Origin of the sequence: Siphonobacter sp. BAB-5385, assembly GCF_002261125.1 — a bacterium.
In the GTDB taxonomy this organism is placed as follows: domain Bacteria; phylum Bacteroidota; class Bacteroidia; order Cytophagales; family Spirosomataceae; genus Siphonobacter.
Map to the genome: position 1 here is coordinate 192,140 of NZ_NMPS01000070.1, position 16,456 is coordinate 208,595.

Consider the following 16,456-nt stretch of genomic DNA (forward strand, 5'->3'; position numbering starts at 1 on the left):
CTAGGGTTATAAAGTGTGGTACGATTCGAGACTGAATGGTCCTAATATTCCGGAGAAAAATACATGCCAATCGGCTAAAATGTCAGAAAAGTACCCAAGGATACTGTGAAAAACTGCCATTTTGTATCAAGATATAAAGCTTGAAACCACTCAGACTCAAGGGGCCCATAGGCAATAAGTCTGAGTGGTTTCAAGCTTTGTACTGGAAATGGACTACTCGGTTTTCAGGGCTTTCACCGGGTCCGCATTCGCCGCCCGGATCGCCTGCGTACTCACCGTCAGCAAGGCCACCAGCAGAGCCAGTATACCCGCCGTTGCAAACAGCCACCAGCTTAGCTCCGTACGGTAAGCAAAGCCATTCAGCCATTCCCGCAGAAAATACCACGCCGCCGGAGCCGCCAGCAGGAAAGCCAGTCCGACCAGAATCAGAAATTCTTTGGAGAGTAACGCCACCAGTTGGGTAACCGAAGCTCCCAATACTTTCCGGATACCGATTTCTTTGGTACGCCGCTCGGCAGTAAAGGTGACTAACCCAAACAGGCCCAGACAACTGATAAAAATGGCCACTCCCGTAGCTAAATTGGTAAGCTTTACCAGATTCCGCTCTTTGTCATAGAGCCTGGCAATTTCATCGTCGAAGAAGGCATACGAGAAATCCTCGCCACGGTACGTTTCATTCCAGAGCTGTTTGATTTGAGCCAGCGTAGCATCGAACGCCTGAGCACTGCCCGTCTGTAATCGCACGTTGAATTGGTACAGGCTACTAGGGCTGTTATTCATCAAAGCTGTGGGCTGAATGGATTCGTGCAATGAACGACCGTGAAAATCCTGTACAACCCCCACCACCGGAATCTGGGCACCATTCCCGTATTGCAGGAATTGGCCAATGGCTTCCACGGGTTGTTGAAAGCCCATTTGCCGGGCCAGGGTTTCGTTGATAACCAGTTCGTTCGTGGTATCGCTTTCGGCGAAATTTCTCCCCGCCAGTAGATGAAACCCGAAGAGACTCAGGTATTGCGTATCGCCGTCCTTGCGGTACACATTAATCGATACTTGCTGTTTGTTGCGTACGACCTTCATCATGGATGAACTGTACCCTGAAGAAATCGGCGACTGATTCGCTAGACTGACCTGTTTAACGCCTGAAAGTTTTCGGATACGGTCGGCCAGCGTAAAGCGTTGGTTTTGATCACCGGTCCAGAAATATTTACTCGGTACCTGAAAAGTAACGATGGCTTCCCGGTTAAAACCCAGGTCTTTCTGAATCATATACTGCAATTGCCGACTGACGAATAAAGCTCCAATAATGAACAGTTGGGCAATCACAAACTGCGAAATGATGAGTACCCGACGAAGCCCAATTTTCCCGGCCTGCACAGAAAGGTTCGAACCGCGGAGCGTAAGAACAGGCGAAAAACGGGAGATCAGCCAGCCCGGATAAATGCCAGAAAGCAGAGACGTAAGCAGTGCCATTACCAGCAGGAACAGCCAGAAAGTAGGCTGGCTTAAGTCAAGCTCCACGCCCGACGGTATCAGTTCACTCAGGTAGATCAGACCCAACTCAGCCAGAGCCACCGAGAGCAGAACGGCTACGACGGTTACCAGCAGCGTCTCGCCGAGCAACTGCGAAATAAGATGACTGCGGCGGCTGCCCAGGGTTTTGCGAATACCGATTTCCTTGCCACGTTGACTGGCCTGGGCCGTAGACAGATTCACAAAATTGATGGACGCCAGCAGCAGCAGAAACACACCCACGGCAGCCAGGCCGTACAGGGTAGGCTTGTGGGCTACCCGAATGCCATTGGCGTAGGTTTGATTAAAATGAACGTCGGACAGAGGCTGTAAATTAAACCAGCGTTTCCATTCGATGGATAAATCTCCGGAGTGGCTGTCGGCCAGTTTTGTAATCTTTTGAGCCAGTTGATCAGGGTTGGTACCGGGCTTGATTTTTACCAGGCATTGGGACGAACCATTGGTGTTCGTCCAGGCATCAAAACCGTAGTTTTCGCGACGTTTTTTGCTGGCCGTAAGGGTACTCAGCGATAAGTAGGCCGGATATGAGAAGTCACTTCGCTCAACGGCATTTTTGACAAGGCCCGATACCGTCAGTTCCAGCGTATCCCGGTAGGAAACAGCCCGTAGGGTACGACCCAGTAAGGCCGCCGATGCCGCTCCGAAATAACGTTCAGCCAGGCGTTGCGTCAGGACGATCTGATTAGGTTTGGCGAGCGAAGTCTGAGGCGAGCCTGCAATCCATTCAGTCGGCAGAATCTTAAAGAATTGAGCATCCGTAAAGATGAGCTCAGACGACGCTTCCTTCGTTGCTGGAAAGAGTACGGGAGTTTGCCGCGAACGTGGTACTTCGATCTGCTCAAAACTTTCCAGGTGAACGTGTGCTACGGTTTCCAGACCCGTTACCTCCCGACGAATGCTTTCGGGGATGGGAGCTGAAACGCCAGCATTATGCCCCGGATCGTCGCCAAATTTAAATTCCGTCACGAGTCGGTAAATCCGATCGGCATCGGGCGGGTGCCGATCAAAGCTAAATTCAAAATTAACTAATAGGAAAATGACAATACAGGCCGAAATCCCTACCGCCAGACCCAGGATATTGATACTGGTCGTCAGTCGGTTTCGCCAGAGCGTGCGGAGAGCAATTTTAAGGTAATTTTTGAACATGATATAAAGGTTGGAAAGGGGGCTCTTAGACCCCCTGATCAATAAATCTGAACGAGTTACTCATTTTTTAAACTCTTCACCGGGTCGGCATTGGCTGCCCGAACAGCCTGCGTAGAAACGGTCAGAATGGCTACGGTCAGAGCAATCAGTCCGCCGATTCCAAACGTAAGCCCGCTGATGTGGGCCTTGTAAGCAAAGTCTTCCAGCCAGCGATTGAGGGCATACCAGGCCAGGGGGGAGGCAATAGCGAACGCAATGAGAATCAGGGCGACGAAATCTTTGGAAATGAGGCTGGTAATATGGAACACGCTGGCTCCCAATACTTTTCTAATCCCGATTTCTTTCGTTCGAACTTCTACGGTGTACGTAGCTAACCCAAAAAGACCCAGGCAGGAAATAAGAATAGCGATCATGGCGAACAGGTTGAAAAGTGTTCCGGTCTGCCGTTCCAGCTCGTGTAGCCGCTGAAAGCTTTCTTCGACAAAATGATACTCAAAGGGCTGGTTTGGATACAGGCGTTTCCACACTTTCTCCGTTTCCGCCAGGGCTCGCGAGGTATTCGCCAGGGAGGCTTTCACGTAAAACGTACGCTGCCAGGAGTGATCGTAGAACAAAATGGCCGGAGCGATGGCTTCGTGAAAATTGCGGAAATGAAAATCTTTCGCAATTCCAATGATTTGCCCGGTTCTCCCCCGAAACGTAATGGCTTGTCCGAGATAGGGCGGCTTCAACCTCAGGGTTTTGATCGCTTTTTCGTTGAGAATAACGTGAGCCGTATCCATGCGTACGGCATGACTGAACCAACGGCCTTCTACCAGTTTGAGGTTGAAGATAGGCTGGAACTCAGGTTCAACCGACAACGCCGAAACGGTAGGGTTGAAGTCTTCCGCCTTGCCTTTCCACTCCAGATTACCCGCCATACTGTTGGGGTTGTTTTCAAGCGGAAGACTGGTCGCGGTTACGCCCTCAAGGACAGTCAGGGAACGAAGCTGGGTTTTGAACGCTTCCCGCTCCGTACGGTTTCTGACCTCATCGGAAGGGAGTTCGAAGCTGAAAATTCCTTCCCGGGCATACCCCGGATCGTGCGTCTGGATGAAACGGAGTTGTTTGAAAATACCCAGCGTGCCAATGATCAGGGTAATGGAAATGGTAAACTGCAGAATCACCAGTGCTTTTCGGAAGTGCGTTGTTTTCGTTCCCAGGAGCTGGTTGCCTTTCAGAACCTGCATGGGCTGAAAGGAAGAAAGCAGCAGGGCCGGATAAATGCCCGATAGAAAAATGGTCACCAGCCCTGTTCCCAGCAGGATGCCCGCTACACCGGGATCGCTGAGGGTAAACACAAACTGTTTTCTCGTAAAGTCATTAAAAAAGGGTAACAGCAGTTCGACCAAAGCCAGTGTGAGGCACAGGGCTAGAAGCGTGAAAACCAGCGATTCCGTCAGAAACTGCCCAAATAAGCGGCCCCGTACGGCTCCAATCAGCTTCTTGATGCCCACTTCCTTGGACCGGGTACTTGCTCGGGCGGTGGACAGGTTTACGTAGTTGATGCAGGCAATGATGAGAATCAGTAAGCCAACGATACCCAGAATCTGCGTGGTACGTTCATTGCCGATGGCTAACTCATCCCGCTGAAACCCTTTGGCAAAGTGGATGTCGGTCAGTGGCAAAAGGCTGGCAATGGTGTGCGTGTCTTTTTTGTAGGTACGAAAGAGGTTTGTCAGTTTCGCTCCGACGGCTTTGGTACTGGATCCAGGCACCAGTTGCAGGAACAGTTGATAATTAAAGTTTCCCCACTGGCGATCGTTGGCGGCGTCTTCCGGATTTTTCAGGAGTGCCGCAATGGGCAACATCAGATCGAACTGAAAGCTGGACTGGGCCGGATTATCCCTGACGATGGCTTTGACAACATAGTCCGTGGAATCGAGGCGAATGGTCTGACCAATAGCCGCAGCAGCATCCCCGAAAAACGTTTTTGCTTTGGACTGGGTCAAAACAATGCTGTTGTAGTCCTTGAAAACAACTTTGGGACTACCCATGACGAAGGCGTAATCGAAAACCTCAAACCAGGTTGAATCAATATACGCGACGTTCGACTCTTTGAAAAGCTCATCGTTTACCCGAAATACGAGGGGGCTCCAGGGCTTCTGAAAACGGGTTATTTTTTCAATTTCCGGAATTTGCTTCTGGGCGAAATCCCCCATGATCAGGGGTGAGTTGGACCACGTCCATGTATCCTGCGGACTGATTTTAAGCGTATTGGTAACCCGATAGATCTGACTCGCCCGTTGATGATAGGTATCAAAACGCAGTTCATTCTGCACCCACAACAAAAGCAGAATCGAAGCGGTCATGCCAAGGGCCAGGCCCCCGATATTGAGTCCCGAATACATTTTGTTTCGCCACAAATTGCGGAAGGTGATTTTGATATAGTTTTTCAGCATAAGGATAAGGGATTAGCAAAAGCAAACAGGAATACGCAGCCTTTATTCACTTTTCAGACTCTTCACCGGGTCCGCATTCGCCGCCCGGATGGCCTGGCTGCTTACGGTGACAAACGCAATCACCAGAGCGATGAAACCCGATAGAGCAAACGCTACCCAGCCCATTTGAATACGAATGGAATAGGCCTGCAACCAGTCCTGCATGAAATACCAGGCCAGCGGAAACGCGATGACATTGGCAATCAGTACCAGTCTTAAAAATTCTTTCGACAAGAGTATCGTAATGCTGGATAAGCTGGCCCCCAGGACTTTACGGATGCCAATTTCCTTGCGGCGGGTTTCCACGGCAAAGGTAGCCAGCCCAAACAGGCCAAGGCAGGCAATCAGAATGGCCAGACCGGTAAAGGCCGTCAGCATCGTGCCCAGTTTACTTTCGGCTTTGTACAGAGCGTCGTAGGCTTCGTCGAGGAAGTAGTACTCGAAGGGATATTCCGTCTCGTATTTTTTGAATACCGATTCCACGGCGGCCAGTCGGGTGGTTACGTTGCCGCCAGCGGCCAGCTTCAGGTACAGGCAGCCGCCGTAGGTCATCAGTTCTCGTGTCGTATCGGCTACTACCGAAATGCCCAGTCCGCCCTGTGGGTGCTTGCTGGAAAAAAGGTTGAAATCTTTGACGACTCCCACCACTTCGGCAGGCTGGATGCCCAGCTTGATTTTTTCGCCAATCGGGCTTTCCGAAAATCCGAACTCTTTCACCGCTGATTCATTCAGAATCAATGAAGGAGGATTGGCCGAATAAGGCCGGGAGGGCTTGATTTTCCAGGGTACATTCATGGTCTGGAAAAAGGAATTATCCACGGCCGTAATCTGGAAAGAAATCTCCTTTTTGGTAATCGGCGACTCCGTAAAGAACATGCTCACGCCACCCTTGAACAGCGGCCAGCTCGCCGCCGCTACGTTCTGAATCCCCGCCTGTTGCCGGAGTTCCTGCTTGAATGCGGCGTAATGAGGAATCATCGTCTGAGGAACGGTAATTACCACAATCCCGTCGCGATCCAGTCCGATATTCTGATGCCGGAGAAAATCAAGCTGGTTCTTGACAATCAGACTGCACACAATCAAACCAATGGAAACCGAAAACTGAAAGATGGTCAGGACGCGGCGAATGTTGATCCCATTTGCTTTTGAAAAACTTCCTTTCAATACTTCGGCCGGAGCAAACCGGGAGAGCAGCAGAGCCGGATAACTGCCCGCCAACAGCGTACAGGCCACCAGCAGACCCGCCAGTAAGCCAATAAAGAGCGGCGTACTCAGGAAGGTATCGCTGATGTGAAGATCCAGCCACTGAAAAAAGAAAGGCCGTAAGGCTTCAACCAGCAACAGACTCAGCCCAAAGGAAATCAGGGTAATCAATACGGATTCGGTATAAAACTGAGCGGCCAGATTACTCCGTAAGCCACCAAGTACTTTCCGTACGCCTACTTCTTTGGCTCGCTGGGTAGCCCGGGCCGTAGTCAGGTTCATGTAGTTGATCAGGGCCAGTAGCAAAATACCCAGGGCAATGCCTGTAAACAACCCGTGGTACTGCTGGGAATGATCCACCATGATGCCGTGCAGATGAAGATCGGTGAAAGGTTCTAAAATAAACTCTTCCGTTTTTTCACCCTTTTTAACGGGATGATCTTTCAGGTGCAACTGACGAATCAGCCGTTCTACTTTCGATCGGTGTTCGGCTTTCGTCAGCAGAAAATACGTCTGAAAAGCCCCGCCGCCAACGTGACTGTATTCCAGTTGCTGGCGTAATCCACCGTCGTAAGAAACCAGATTTTTTTGCGTGGCGAAGGAAATGAGTGCGGAGAAGGAAAGCGTACTGTGCGAAGGCAGGCTTTCCAGCACGCCGGTTACTTCCAGCGGTAGTTTGTTATCGTAGACCAGCGTTTTACCCAGTGGATTAGCCGCTCCAAAGTACTTCCGGGCTAATTCCGGGGAAAGCACAATCGTATTGGGCCTGGTCAGGGCCGTGGCCGCATTTCCTTTTTGTAGGGGGTACGTAAAGACAGTCAGAAAGGAAGGGTCGGCAAAGAGAAGCTGATCCTCGAAAGAGTGGAAGTTCGTGGCCGTTTTCAGGACCGTTCGCATGGAAGGTCGCGTACGAACCGTTGCTTCCACCAGATCCGGTCGGGCCGCCTGCGTACGCGGTCCCAGTTGCACCGACAGGGACTGGGTCTGAATGTGCGTTTCACCGTAAGGCATCCGGTCCATCGTCTGGAAAATCCGATCACCGTTCTGATGAAACGTATCGTAACTGTATTCATGAACGACGTACAGCAGAATCAGAATACTGACGGCCAGCCCAGCGGCGAGTCCGCCAATGTTGAGGAGACTGTATAGGGGATTCCGTCGGAGGTTACGCAGGGCTATTTGCAAATAGTTCTTCAGCATAGGTTCAGGGATCAAGGGTAGTGAAACAGTACCTAGAAAGTCATGCCTTAGGGGTTGATAAGTGAATAAGTATATGATTATCAGTAGTTTGTGTAAATAAAGATGTCCATTTACGAACAGTTGACTGTTCGTAAATGGACATGAGTACCGGTTTCGGAATCGATAATGGACTACTCGCTTTTCAAACTCCGTACCGGATTCATCAGAGCGGCATTAATCGCCTGGTAACTGACCGTGGCCAGCGTAATCAGCAGGGCTCCGATGCCAGCGGCGGCGAACACCCACCAGCTTAACTCGGAATGGTATTCGTAACGAGCCAGCCAGTTATTCATGAAGAAATAGGCAATGGGTACGGAGAGGCCGAATGAAATCAAAACTAGCCAGACAAAGTCTTTTGAAAGCATACCCCAGAGATTGAATACCGAGGCCCCGAGTACTTTCCGAACGCCAATTTCCTTAATCCGCTGCTCCGCGACGAACGAGGCCAGGCCGAATAAGCCCAGGCAGGAAATGAAGATGGCCAAACAGGCAAAGAACGTGGCTAGTTTTCCAACCCTTTCTTCGGAAGCAAATTTCCGGGCGTACTCTTCGCTCGAAAACTTATAATCGAAGGGAGCATTCCGATCGTGCTTTTTGTAGATTTCTTCGATCTGGCTCAGGGCCTGGGTCGTACTGACCGTTGGGCTAATTTTAATGGTAATGATGCCCGCCCAGCCGGGATTAAAGGTAAAAATGGTTGGCATCGCGGCGTGATACGGCGAAGTCATCATGACGTTTTTGATGATCCCGACCACGGTATAGTCTTTGCCGTTCCATTTGATGGTTTCACCAACCAGATTTTTTTTGCCCACGTAAGCCGCCGCCGCTTCGTTGAGCAGAAGGGCGGAGGAGTCCGTAGCGAAGGCATCCGAGAAATCACGGCCCGCAGAAAACTGCAAACCCATCGTTTTTCCATACCCTGAGCTGACGGCTACGACGCCAAACAAGGCCTGTTTATTGGGGTCCTTGCCCTTCCAGTCGAATCCAATCTGGTTGGAATACAAATCCGTGATGGGGCTGGATGATTTAGTAACGCTGGCTACGACCCCGCTGCCCAGTAATTCGGTACGGAAGGGTTCGTAGTTTTTGCGAATATCTTCGGTATTCATGGTCAGGGTAATAAGCCCGTCCCGCGAGAAGCCAATGGGTCGATTTTTGGCAAACTGAATCTGCCGGAACACGATGATGGTTCCGATGATGAGCGTTACTGAAACGGTAAACTGAATGACGACCAGCACTTTACGGGGTAGCGAAGCGTAGCGTCCCACTCGAAACGTACCCTTGAGTACCTTGACGGGCTCAAAGGAGGATAAATAAAAGGCCGGATAACTTCCCGCAATGAAACCCGTGAAGAAGGTAAAACTTAGCCCAATGAGCCAAAAGATCGGATTATTCCAGGGAATCGATAAATGCTTGCTGGCCAGATCGTTAAAAAGGGGTAGCGAACTCTCCACCAGAAAAATAGACAGAATAAAGGCCAGTAGGGCGACCAGCAAGGATTCGCTCAGAAACTGACCAATCAGTTGCGGACGTAAGGAGCCAATGGCTTTCCGGATGCCCACTTCTTTAGCTCGTTTTTCACTGCGGGCGGTACTCAGGTTCATGAAATTGATACAGGCCAGCAGGAGTACAAACGCCCCGATGATCCCAAACAGCCAGACAAACTCAATACGGCCCCCCTTGATGACACCATCCTTAAATTCGGAGTACAGGTGCCACTTCGCCATGGGGTGCAGGAAGATTTCCGGCTTGGCGGCATCCTTGGGATTGTGACGTAACTTGATGTACTTGATTTTAGCCGATACCTGATCGAAATCGGCATTGGGCTGTAGCATGGCGTAGGTTTGGAAGGAATTATTATCCCATTGCTCTTCGCCCCGTTTTACCCAGGGCTCTACGGTCAAGTACAGTTCCCAGGGCAGTAAATAGGAAACATCGGCCAGTTCCGTATTGGCGGGCAGGTCTTCGTAAACGCCGGTTACTTTTACTTCCGTCTGATTATCGCACTTGACGATTTTATTGATCGGATTTTCCGCTCCAAACAACGCTTTCGCTACGGATTCGTTGAGGAGAATCGAATGCGGATCCCGCAGTCCCTGCAAGGACCCTTTCACCATGTGCAAGGAAAACATCGTCGGGGCATCGGCTCCGATGTAATTTCCTTTTTTCGTGAACTTGTTGTCTTTGTAAGCCAGAATGTGATCGAAGGTCCAGGAGCTGGGAACCACATATGTGAAGTCGGGATACTTGGCTCGCAGTTCCAGGTGCAGGGGTACCGGCACGGCGGTCTGCGTTCCCTTGCGGCCATCCCAGGTCTGGTGCTGCATCACCTGAGCAATGCGATCGTAATTTTTGTGGTAACGGTCGAACGTCAGTTCATCCCAGATCCAAAGCCCAATCAACAGCGTAACCGCCATGCCCGTAGCCAGTCCGACGATGTTGATGAGCGAGTAGGCCTTATTCTTCAGTAAGGCACGAATAGCGACTTTAAAGTAGTTACGAAGCATAGGATAGGGAGCAGGAATGAAGAAGAAAATCCGGTTATTCCTACCAAGGATGATAAAGTCGCCTTTGGCGTTGCATACCCTTTCAAATACTGTATCCTTTTTGGGATCGTATAACTAATTACTCTGATTTTAGGCTTGGTTGTTGCCGCCTGAGAGGGCTGACGGAGTATAAACCATCCCGTCAGCCTTGACGTACTTCATTCCGATTTCAGACTCTTCACCGGATTAATCAAAGCCGCCGATAAGGCCTGATAACTTACTGTCAGTACGGTAATCACCAGAGCCCCCAGACCCGCGGCGAAGAAAATCCAACCGGAGATGGTCGTCCGATATTCATAGTGATCCAGCCAATTGTTCATGAAATAATACGCAAGCAGCACGGAAAGAAGGCAGGAAAGCAAAACCAGTGTTACGAATTCTTTCGACAAGAGCTGCCATAGATTTAGTACAGATGCTCCCAGTACTTTCCGAATACCGATTTCCTTGGTTCGCTGTTCGGCTACGTAGGAAGCCAGTCCAAATAAACCCAGGCAGGAAATGAAAATGGTGAGTCCGGCAAAGAAGGAAGTTAGCTGACTAATGCGGTCTTCCGTGGCAAACTTCCGGGCGTATTCTTCGCTGACAAATCGATAATCAAACGGACTTTCTGGATTGTATTTTCGAAATACCTGCTCGATGGCGGCCAGCGACGTACGCATGGGTAGCTTCGGATTAATCCGAATGTCGATGTAATTGACCCAGCCGTAATCCAGCGTATACAGGGTGGGGCGGGCGGCACTAAAGGGCGAATCCATCACCATATCCTTGATGACGCCGATGATTTGATAGGTTTTTCCACCTTTCTGAAGCATTTCTCCGACGGGATGCTGAAAGCCGATTTGTTGAACAGCCGCCTCGTTGATCACCAGTCCGAGCGTATCCGTCGAATGGCTTCGGGAGAAATTACGGCCCTGTACAAACTGCCAGCCAACGGTAGAGCCAAAATCGTGGGTAACAGCGATGTACGCAAACAGCGGTTTCGTGTTAGGGTCTTTACCTTTCCAGGTAAAATCAAAATTGACGGACTGTACCCGCGTGGGTGCACTGGAAGATTCGGACATCTCCAAAACGGCTCCGGTCTGCAACAGGTCATTCCGGATGGCGTCGTAGTGTCCGTACAGATCCGGCGTATTCATGGGCACGGCAATCAGTCCTTCCCGCGTATACCCCACGGGCCGCTCTTTGGCAAATTCAATTTGCCGGTACACGATGATGGTGCCAATAATCAGCGTAATGGATATGGTGAACTGTACCATCACCAGGGCTTTGCGAGGCAAGGCCGAAAAACGTCCGGCCTTAAAGGTTCCTTTCAGTACTTTCACCGGTTGGAAGGAAGATAAATAGAAGGCCGGATAACTACCCGCCAGCAAAGCCGTAATCAGGCAAAAGCCGAGCGTAGTGGACCAGAAAACCGGATGGGTCCAGAGAATGGATACCTGCTTATTCGCCAGTGCATTAAACCAGGGTAGAGCCAGTTCAACCAGTCCCAGACTCAGTACTAAAGCAATGAAAACCACCAGGAATGATTCGCTGAGAAACTGGCTGATCAGCTGCGTACGTACCGAGCCGATGGCTTTTCGAATGCCCACTTCCTTGGCTCGTTTCTCGCTGCGGGCTGTACTCAGGTTCATAAAATTGATACAGGCCAGTAGTAGGATGAAGAAGCCAATCAATCCAAACAGCCAGACGTACTGAATGCTGCCACCCGTGTTGACGCCGTTCTTGAATTCTTCGTACAAGTGCCATTTTGCCATCGGATGCAGAAAAACTTCCGGGCGAGAAGTTTGCCGGGTTTTTACGGCCAACAGGGGTTTGAGTTTAGCCGAAACCTGATCCAGCTGAGCCTGGGGGCTGAGTTGTACAAACACCTGGAAGGAGTATTCCTGCCAGTCAGTTAGATTTCGTTTCACCCATTCTTCGCTGGAAACGTATAAATCCCAGGGTAAAAGGAAGGTCAGGTTATGGAAGGAAGTATTGGAAGGCAGATCTTCGTAGACCCCGCTCACCTGTACCGATAGTTGGTTATCAATCTTAATCACCTGTTCCATCGGATCCCTGGTACCGAAAAGGGCCTTGGCGAGCGATGCAGAAAGCAGGATGGAAGAAGGGTTCTCCAATCCCTTCCGGCTGCCCGCCAGCATGCGTAGACTCAGCAAGTCCGGGGCATTGGGTTCCATAAAACTACCGTCGGACTTCAGTTTTTTCGTCCCCGATGAAAGGACGTGATCATCATTCCAGGAAGAAAGAACCACGTGTTTAAAGTCCGATCCGTAGGTGTTACGCAGCTCCGCCGCCACGGGAATCGATACGGCAGGCCAGGTCTCTTTCTGTTGTTGAAGGGTCTGGTGCTGCATGACCTGAGCAATGCGGTCGTACTGCTCGAAGGAGCGATTAAACGAAAGTTCGTCCCAGACCCAAATTCCAATCAACAGCGTTACCGCCATACCAATGGCCAGTCCCAGGATATTGACTACGGAGTATAATTTGTGCTTGAACAGATTTCGTAAAGCGACCTTGATGTAGTTGCGTAGCATAATTGGTTGATTGCGGTGGAACGAACCCACCCGTCTGTCAAACGTGAACGAACCTCTTCTTTAGGAACCGTAGAACGGAACAAAACAGACCCTGCTATTCGGATTTCAAACTCTTTACCGGATTAACCAAAGCGGCTTTTATACTCTGGACACTCACCGTAAGCAGAGCAATGCTCAGAGCTAATACACCCGCCAGAGCAAAGACCCACCATTCCAGCGAAATACGGTAGGCAAACTGCTGCAACCATTCGTGCGTAACGTACCCGGCCAGCGGAATCGCCAGTAGAAAGGCCAGGCCTACCAGTTGGAGGAACTCTTTGGAAAGCAGGGCAAGGATACTGCCTACCGAAGCTCCAAGTACTTTCCGTACGCCAATCTCTTTGGTACGTTGTTGCGTGGTAAACGTAACCAGACCAAACAGACCGAGACAGGCCACAAAAATGGTCAGCCCCGCAAAGACGCTTAGAAGCAGACCCGTTTTCTGCTCGGATTGATAGGTATTCGAGAAACGATCATTCAAAAACGAATAACTAAAGGGTACTTCGGGGTGGTACTGGTTCCAGACCTGTTGCATGGTTCGCAGCAACCCGGCCACATCGCCCGCTTTGGCTTTGACGATCAGGGTACCACCCGATTGGGACTGAACCATTACCAGGGGCGTGATGAGTTCGTGCAGGGACCGGAAGTGAAAGTCTTTTACTACGCCAATGACGTGGTAGGTGGTACGGTGGCCGTTGTTGCTATGGGTGGCTAAGGTTCTGCCCAGTACATTCCCGGTCCAGCCCATCGAGCGAACGGCCGTTTCGTTGAGAAGAATACCCGTAGAATCGGTAGCAAACTGAGGAGAAAAATTGCGTCCGGCGGCGATCCGGATGTTTAACGTGGGAATGTAGGCTTCATCTACGTCGTAACGAAGGGTTTTGACGAGTAGACTGGGATTCGTCTCCGGCGAAAGGAAAAATTATTGTTACTACTTGGCCCAGCGGGTAAATATACCGAGGCACTTACCGACTGTACCCTGGAATCCTGTAGTAACCTTTGTCGAAACGCGGCCTCGTTCGGACCTAAGGCCCAGGTTTCGGGCAGTACAATCACCTGCTCTTTGTTATACCCCAGCTCCTTATGCTGAATGTAGGAAAGCTGGCGATAGACTACGGTCGTAGCGATGATTAAGGCAATGGAAACGAAAAACTGAAATACGACCAGACTACTCCGGAAATGAATACTGCCCTTCGAAGTTTTGATCTGGAACCCGCCACCTTTCAGTACCGCCATCGGCTGGAAAGAAGACAGAAAGAAAGCGGGATAACTCCCTGCCGCTACACCCACCAGTAAACCCAGCACCAGTAAACCCACGAACAGCAACGGATGCGTGAAGAAAGGGAAGCTCAGGTGTTTGCCAGCCAGTTCGTTGAAAGCGGGCAAGGTCAGATCAACGAGCAAAAGTGAAAGAAACAGGGCCAGTCCCGTGAGCAGAATGGATTCGAACAGAAACTGTTTCATGAGTTCGGACTGCCCCGAACCCAGTACTTTCCGAATGCCCACCTCGCGGCCCCGACGGGAAGCTCCCGCCGACGAGAGGTTCATGAAATTGATGCAGGCTACCAGTAACATGAGTCCGGCAATGATACTGGAAATGTACACCGTCTGAAGATTACCGGGGGCGGAGAGATCGTACGCAAAATCGGAACGAAGGTGTATGTCCGTTAACGGCTGTAGAAAGAGCCCAAGGGCATTTCCTTTGTTGCGGAATGTTTCGTAGGGCATGCCAAAAGCCTGTTCCAGTTGCGGGCCCATGTACCGGGAAACGATCGGCGGTAATTTCCGCTCCAGTTGGGTTACATCCGTGCCGGGCGTTAGGAGGAGGTAGGTGAAAAATTCGGAAGTTAGCCAGGTCGTAGACTGAGCTTCCGCAAGCCCCGACATGGAGGCCAGTATATCGACGTGGAAATGCGAATTCGTGGGCATATCCTGCATAACGCCCGTTACCTGATACGAAGATTTCCAGGCTTTAATTTCCAGTATCTTACCTATGGGATCGCTTCGCCGAAGTAGTTGCGGGCTACCGTTTCAGAAATAACCAGGGAGGAAGGTTTAATCAGGGCCGTTTTTGAATCGCCTTTGAGCAGCGGTAGCGTAAAGACCCGGAAAATGTTGGAATCGGCGAAGGCCATCACACTTTCCCGTAAGGACTTGGTTCCGTAGGAGATCAGCGGCGAACCCGCCAGACGAAGACGCGTAGCTTCGGCTACTTCCGGAAAGCTGGACTGAAGCGTACGGGCTACTGGAGGCATAACATGAGCCTCGTTGATACTGCCGCCTTCCGTTTTCCCTTTGAAAACTACCCGCACGATCCGGTCGGCACGCTCGTGAAAGCGGTCATAACTCCATTCATCTACCACGTATAGCATGATTAGTATACAGGTAGCCAGACCTAGAGCCAGTCCGGTAACATTGATAAGGGTGAAGGTCCGGTTCCGCAACAGGTTCCGCCAGGCAACCAAAAAGTAGTTTCTAAGCATAAGACAGGCCGCTTTCAGTAGATCCGGTTACGTTCAATAGTTGTGCCGTTGGAAACTGTGTTTAAGTAACTGTCTGGTATAGAATGGAATACGATAGTAGGAGTGTTCGCTTTTGAACAGAGTATAGTTCGGAAACGAACAATGGAGTAAAGATTCAAAAGAATGACTTCGGAACGGGTCGAACCAAAGCCCAATCCGTTCCCAAAAGGAGCTATCTAGCTTATTCCGATTTCAACGACTTGACCGGATTCGTGGTCGCGGCCCGGTACGATTGCCAGCTTACCGTGCATAGAGTAACCAGTAGCGTGAGTAGTATGGCCCAGGCGTACGTTTGCCAACCCAGGTGAATTTTGTAGGTGTAACCTTCCAGCCAGTTCGTCATCATCCAGCCACCCAGTGGGGCCGCTACGACAAACGCCAGCAGGATGAGTCGTCCGAATTCGGTACCGAAGAGCGTCAGAATTTGGCCGACGCTGGCCCCGAGCACCTTGCGTACCCCGATTTCCTTGGTTTTCTGAGCCGCCATAAAGCTCACCAGTCCGTACAAACCCAGACAGCCGATGAAGATGGCAATGAAGGAAAAGACGCGAACCAGTTGCAGCATCAGCTGCTCGGTTTCGTAGGCTTTGGCAATGCGTTGGTCGAGGAACGATTGCTTGTAGATGTAGTCCGGAAAGGTCTCATTCCAAACGCTTTCGATACCTCCCAGGGTTTGGGGCAAATGAGAGCTGCGGACCTTCAGACCGACGTACTGATACGCCTTCGGAAACGGAAAAATGGTAACGGGTTCAATCCGGTTTTGTAAGGAAAGGTTATTCCAGTTTTTCACTACACCTACAATCGGAGCCTTGAAGCCCCAGAGTTCCAGCGATCGCCCGACGATCTCCTGCGGCTGCCGACCGAGCTTCTCGGCGTAAGCTTCGTTGACGAGGAAGCCCCGAATGGAATCGCTTTCGGGCAAATTTGTACCAGCCACGAGTTTAAGTCCGTACGTTTGTAAGTACTGAGCATCGCCGCCTTTGGTATTGACGTCCCAAGTTTCTTCCTTCTGGCGGTTGTCAAAATGGTGATTGGAGCGATTGTTATTTCCGCTCGTTGGAGGGGTTGTACTAAAACTGAGTTGCTCTACGCCGTTCACTTGCAAAAGCCGATTACGCAGCGTTTGCAGGTTGATCTGATCGGTCGTGGGAAGGTTGACCAGTACAATCGAAGTGGGATCGTAGCCAATGTCTTTTCCCCGGAAAAAATCCATT

At 50.7% G+C, this 16,456-nt stretch carries 9 protein-coding genes; all 9 read right to left on the reverse strand.

The window, feature by feature from the left end:
* Positions 1 to 213: 213 nt before the first annotated feature.
* Positions 214 to 2,679, reverse strand: coding sequence for an ABC transporter permease (locus tag BWI93_RS07070; protein WP_094809568.1), 2,466 nt, complete (start codon positions 2,677 to 2,679; stop codon positions 214 to 216).
* A 56-nt stretch (positions 2,680 to 2,735) separates the two neighbouring features.
* A complete protein-coding gene (locus BWI93_RS07075; RefSeq protein WP_094809570.1) occupies positions 2,736 to 5,120 on the reverse strand; it encodes an ABC transporter permease in 2,385 nt (794 codons plus the stop codon).
* Between the two features lie 42 nt (positions 5,121 to 5,162).
* Positions 5,163 to 7,562 (reverse strand): ABC transporter permease, encoded by a 2,400-nt coding sequence (locus BWI93_RS07080; RefSeq protein ID WP_094809572.1) that lies wholly within the window; start codon positions 7,560 to 7,562, stop codon positions 5,163 to 5,165.
* 170 nt (positions 7,563 to 7,732) lie between these two features.
* Positions 7,733 to 10,108, reverse strand: coding sequence for an ABC transporter permease (locus tag BWI93_RS07085; RefSeq protein ID WP_094809574.1), 2,376 nt, complete (start codon positions 10,106 to 10,108; stop codon positions 7,733 to 7,735).
* 197 nt (positions 10,109 to 10,305) lie between these two features.
* Positions 10,306 to 12,681 (reverse strand): ABC transporter permease, encoded by a 2,376-nt coding sequence (locus BWI93_RS07090; protein WP_094809576.1) that lies wholly within the window; start codon positions 12,679 to 12,681, stop codon positions 10,306 to 10,308.
* 94 nt (positions 12,682 to 12,775) lie between these two features.
* Complete coding sequence (locus BWI93_RS29460; protein WP_369679117.1) at positions 12,776 to 13,570, reverse strand: ABC transporter permease; 795 nt, start codon at positions 13,568 to 13,570, stop codon at positions 12,776 to 12,778.
* A gap of 11 nt (positions 13,571 to 13,581) precedes the next feature.
* A complete protein-coding gene (locus tag BWI93_RS29465; RefSeq protein WP_369679112.1) occupies positions 13,582 to 14,658 on the reverse strand; it encodes an FtsX-like permease family protein in 1,077 nt (358 codons plus the stop codon).
* Positions 14,659 to 14,711: 53 nt separating this feature from the next.
* Positions 14,712 to 15,203 carry an ABC transporter permease gene (locus BWI93_RS29470; RefSeq protein ID WP_369679113.1) on the reverse strand — a complete coding sequence of 164 codons (492 nt, stop codon included), beginning with the start codon at positions 15,201 to 15,203 and terminating at the stop codon, positions 14,712 to 14,714.
* 220 nt (positions 15,204 to 15,423) lie between these two features.
* The coding region (locus BWI93_RS07100) for an ABC transporter permease (RefSeq protein WP_094809578.1) at positions 15,424 to 16,456 on the reverse strand (1,033 nt) is incomplete at its 5' end.

Coding starts and splice junctions, on each gene's coding strand:
- BWI93_RS07070 (WP_094809568.1), bottom strand. CDS start 2,679: ATGTTCAAAAATTACCTTAAAATTGCTCTCCGCACGCTCTGGCGAAAC.
- BWI93_RS07075 (WP_094809570.1), bottom strand. CDS start 5,120: ATGCTGAAAAACTATATCAAAATCACCTTCCGCAATTTGTGGCGAAAC.
- BWI93_RS07080 (WP_094809572.1), bottom strand. CDS start 7,562: ATGCTGAAGAACTATTTGCAAATAGCCCTGCGTAACCTCCGACGGAAT.
- BWI93_RS07085 (WP_094809574.1), bottom strand. CDS start 10,108: ATGCTTCGTAACTACTTTAAAGTCGCTATTCGTGCCTTACTGAAGAAT.
- BWI93_RS07090 (WP_094809576.1), bottom strand. CDS start 12,681: ATGCTACGCAACTACATCAAGGTCGCTTTACGAAATCTGTTCAAGCAC.
- BWI93_RS29465 (WP_369679112.1), bottom strand. CDS start 14,658: ATGCAGGATATGCCCACGAATTCGCATTTCCACGTCGATATACTGGCC.
- BWI93_RS29470 (WP_369679113.1), bottom strand. CDS start 15,203: ATGCTTAGAAACTACTTTTTGGTTGCCTGGCGGAACCTGTTGCGGAAC.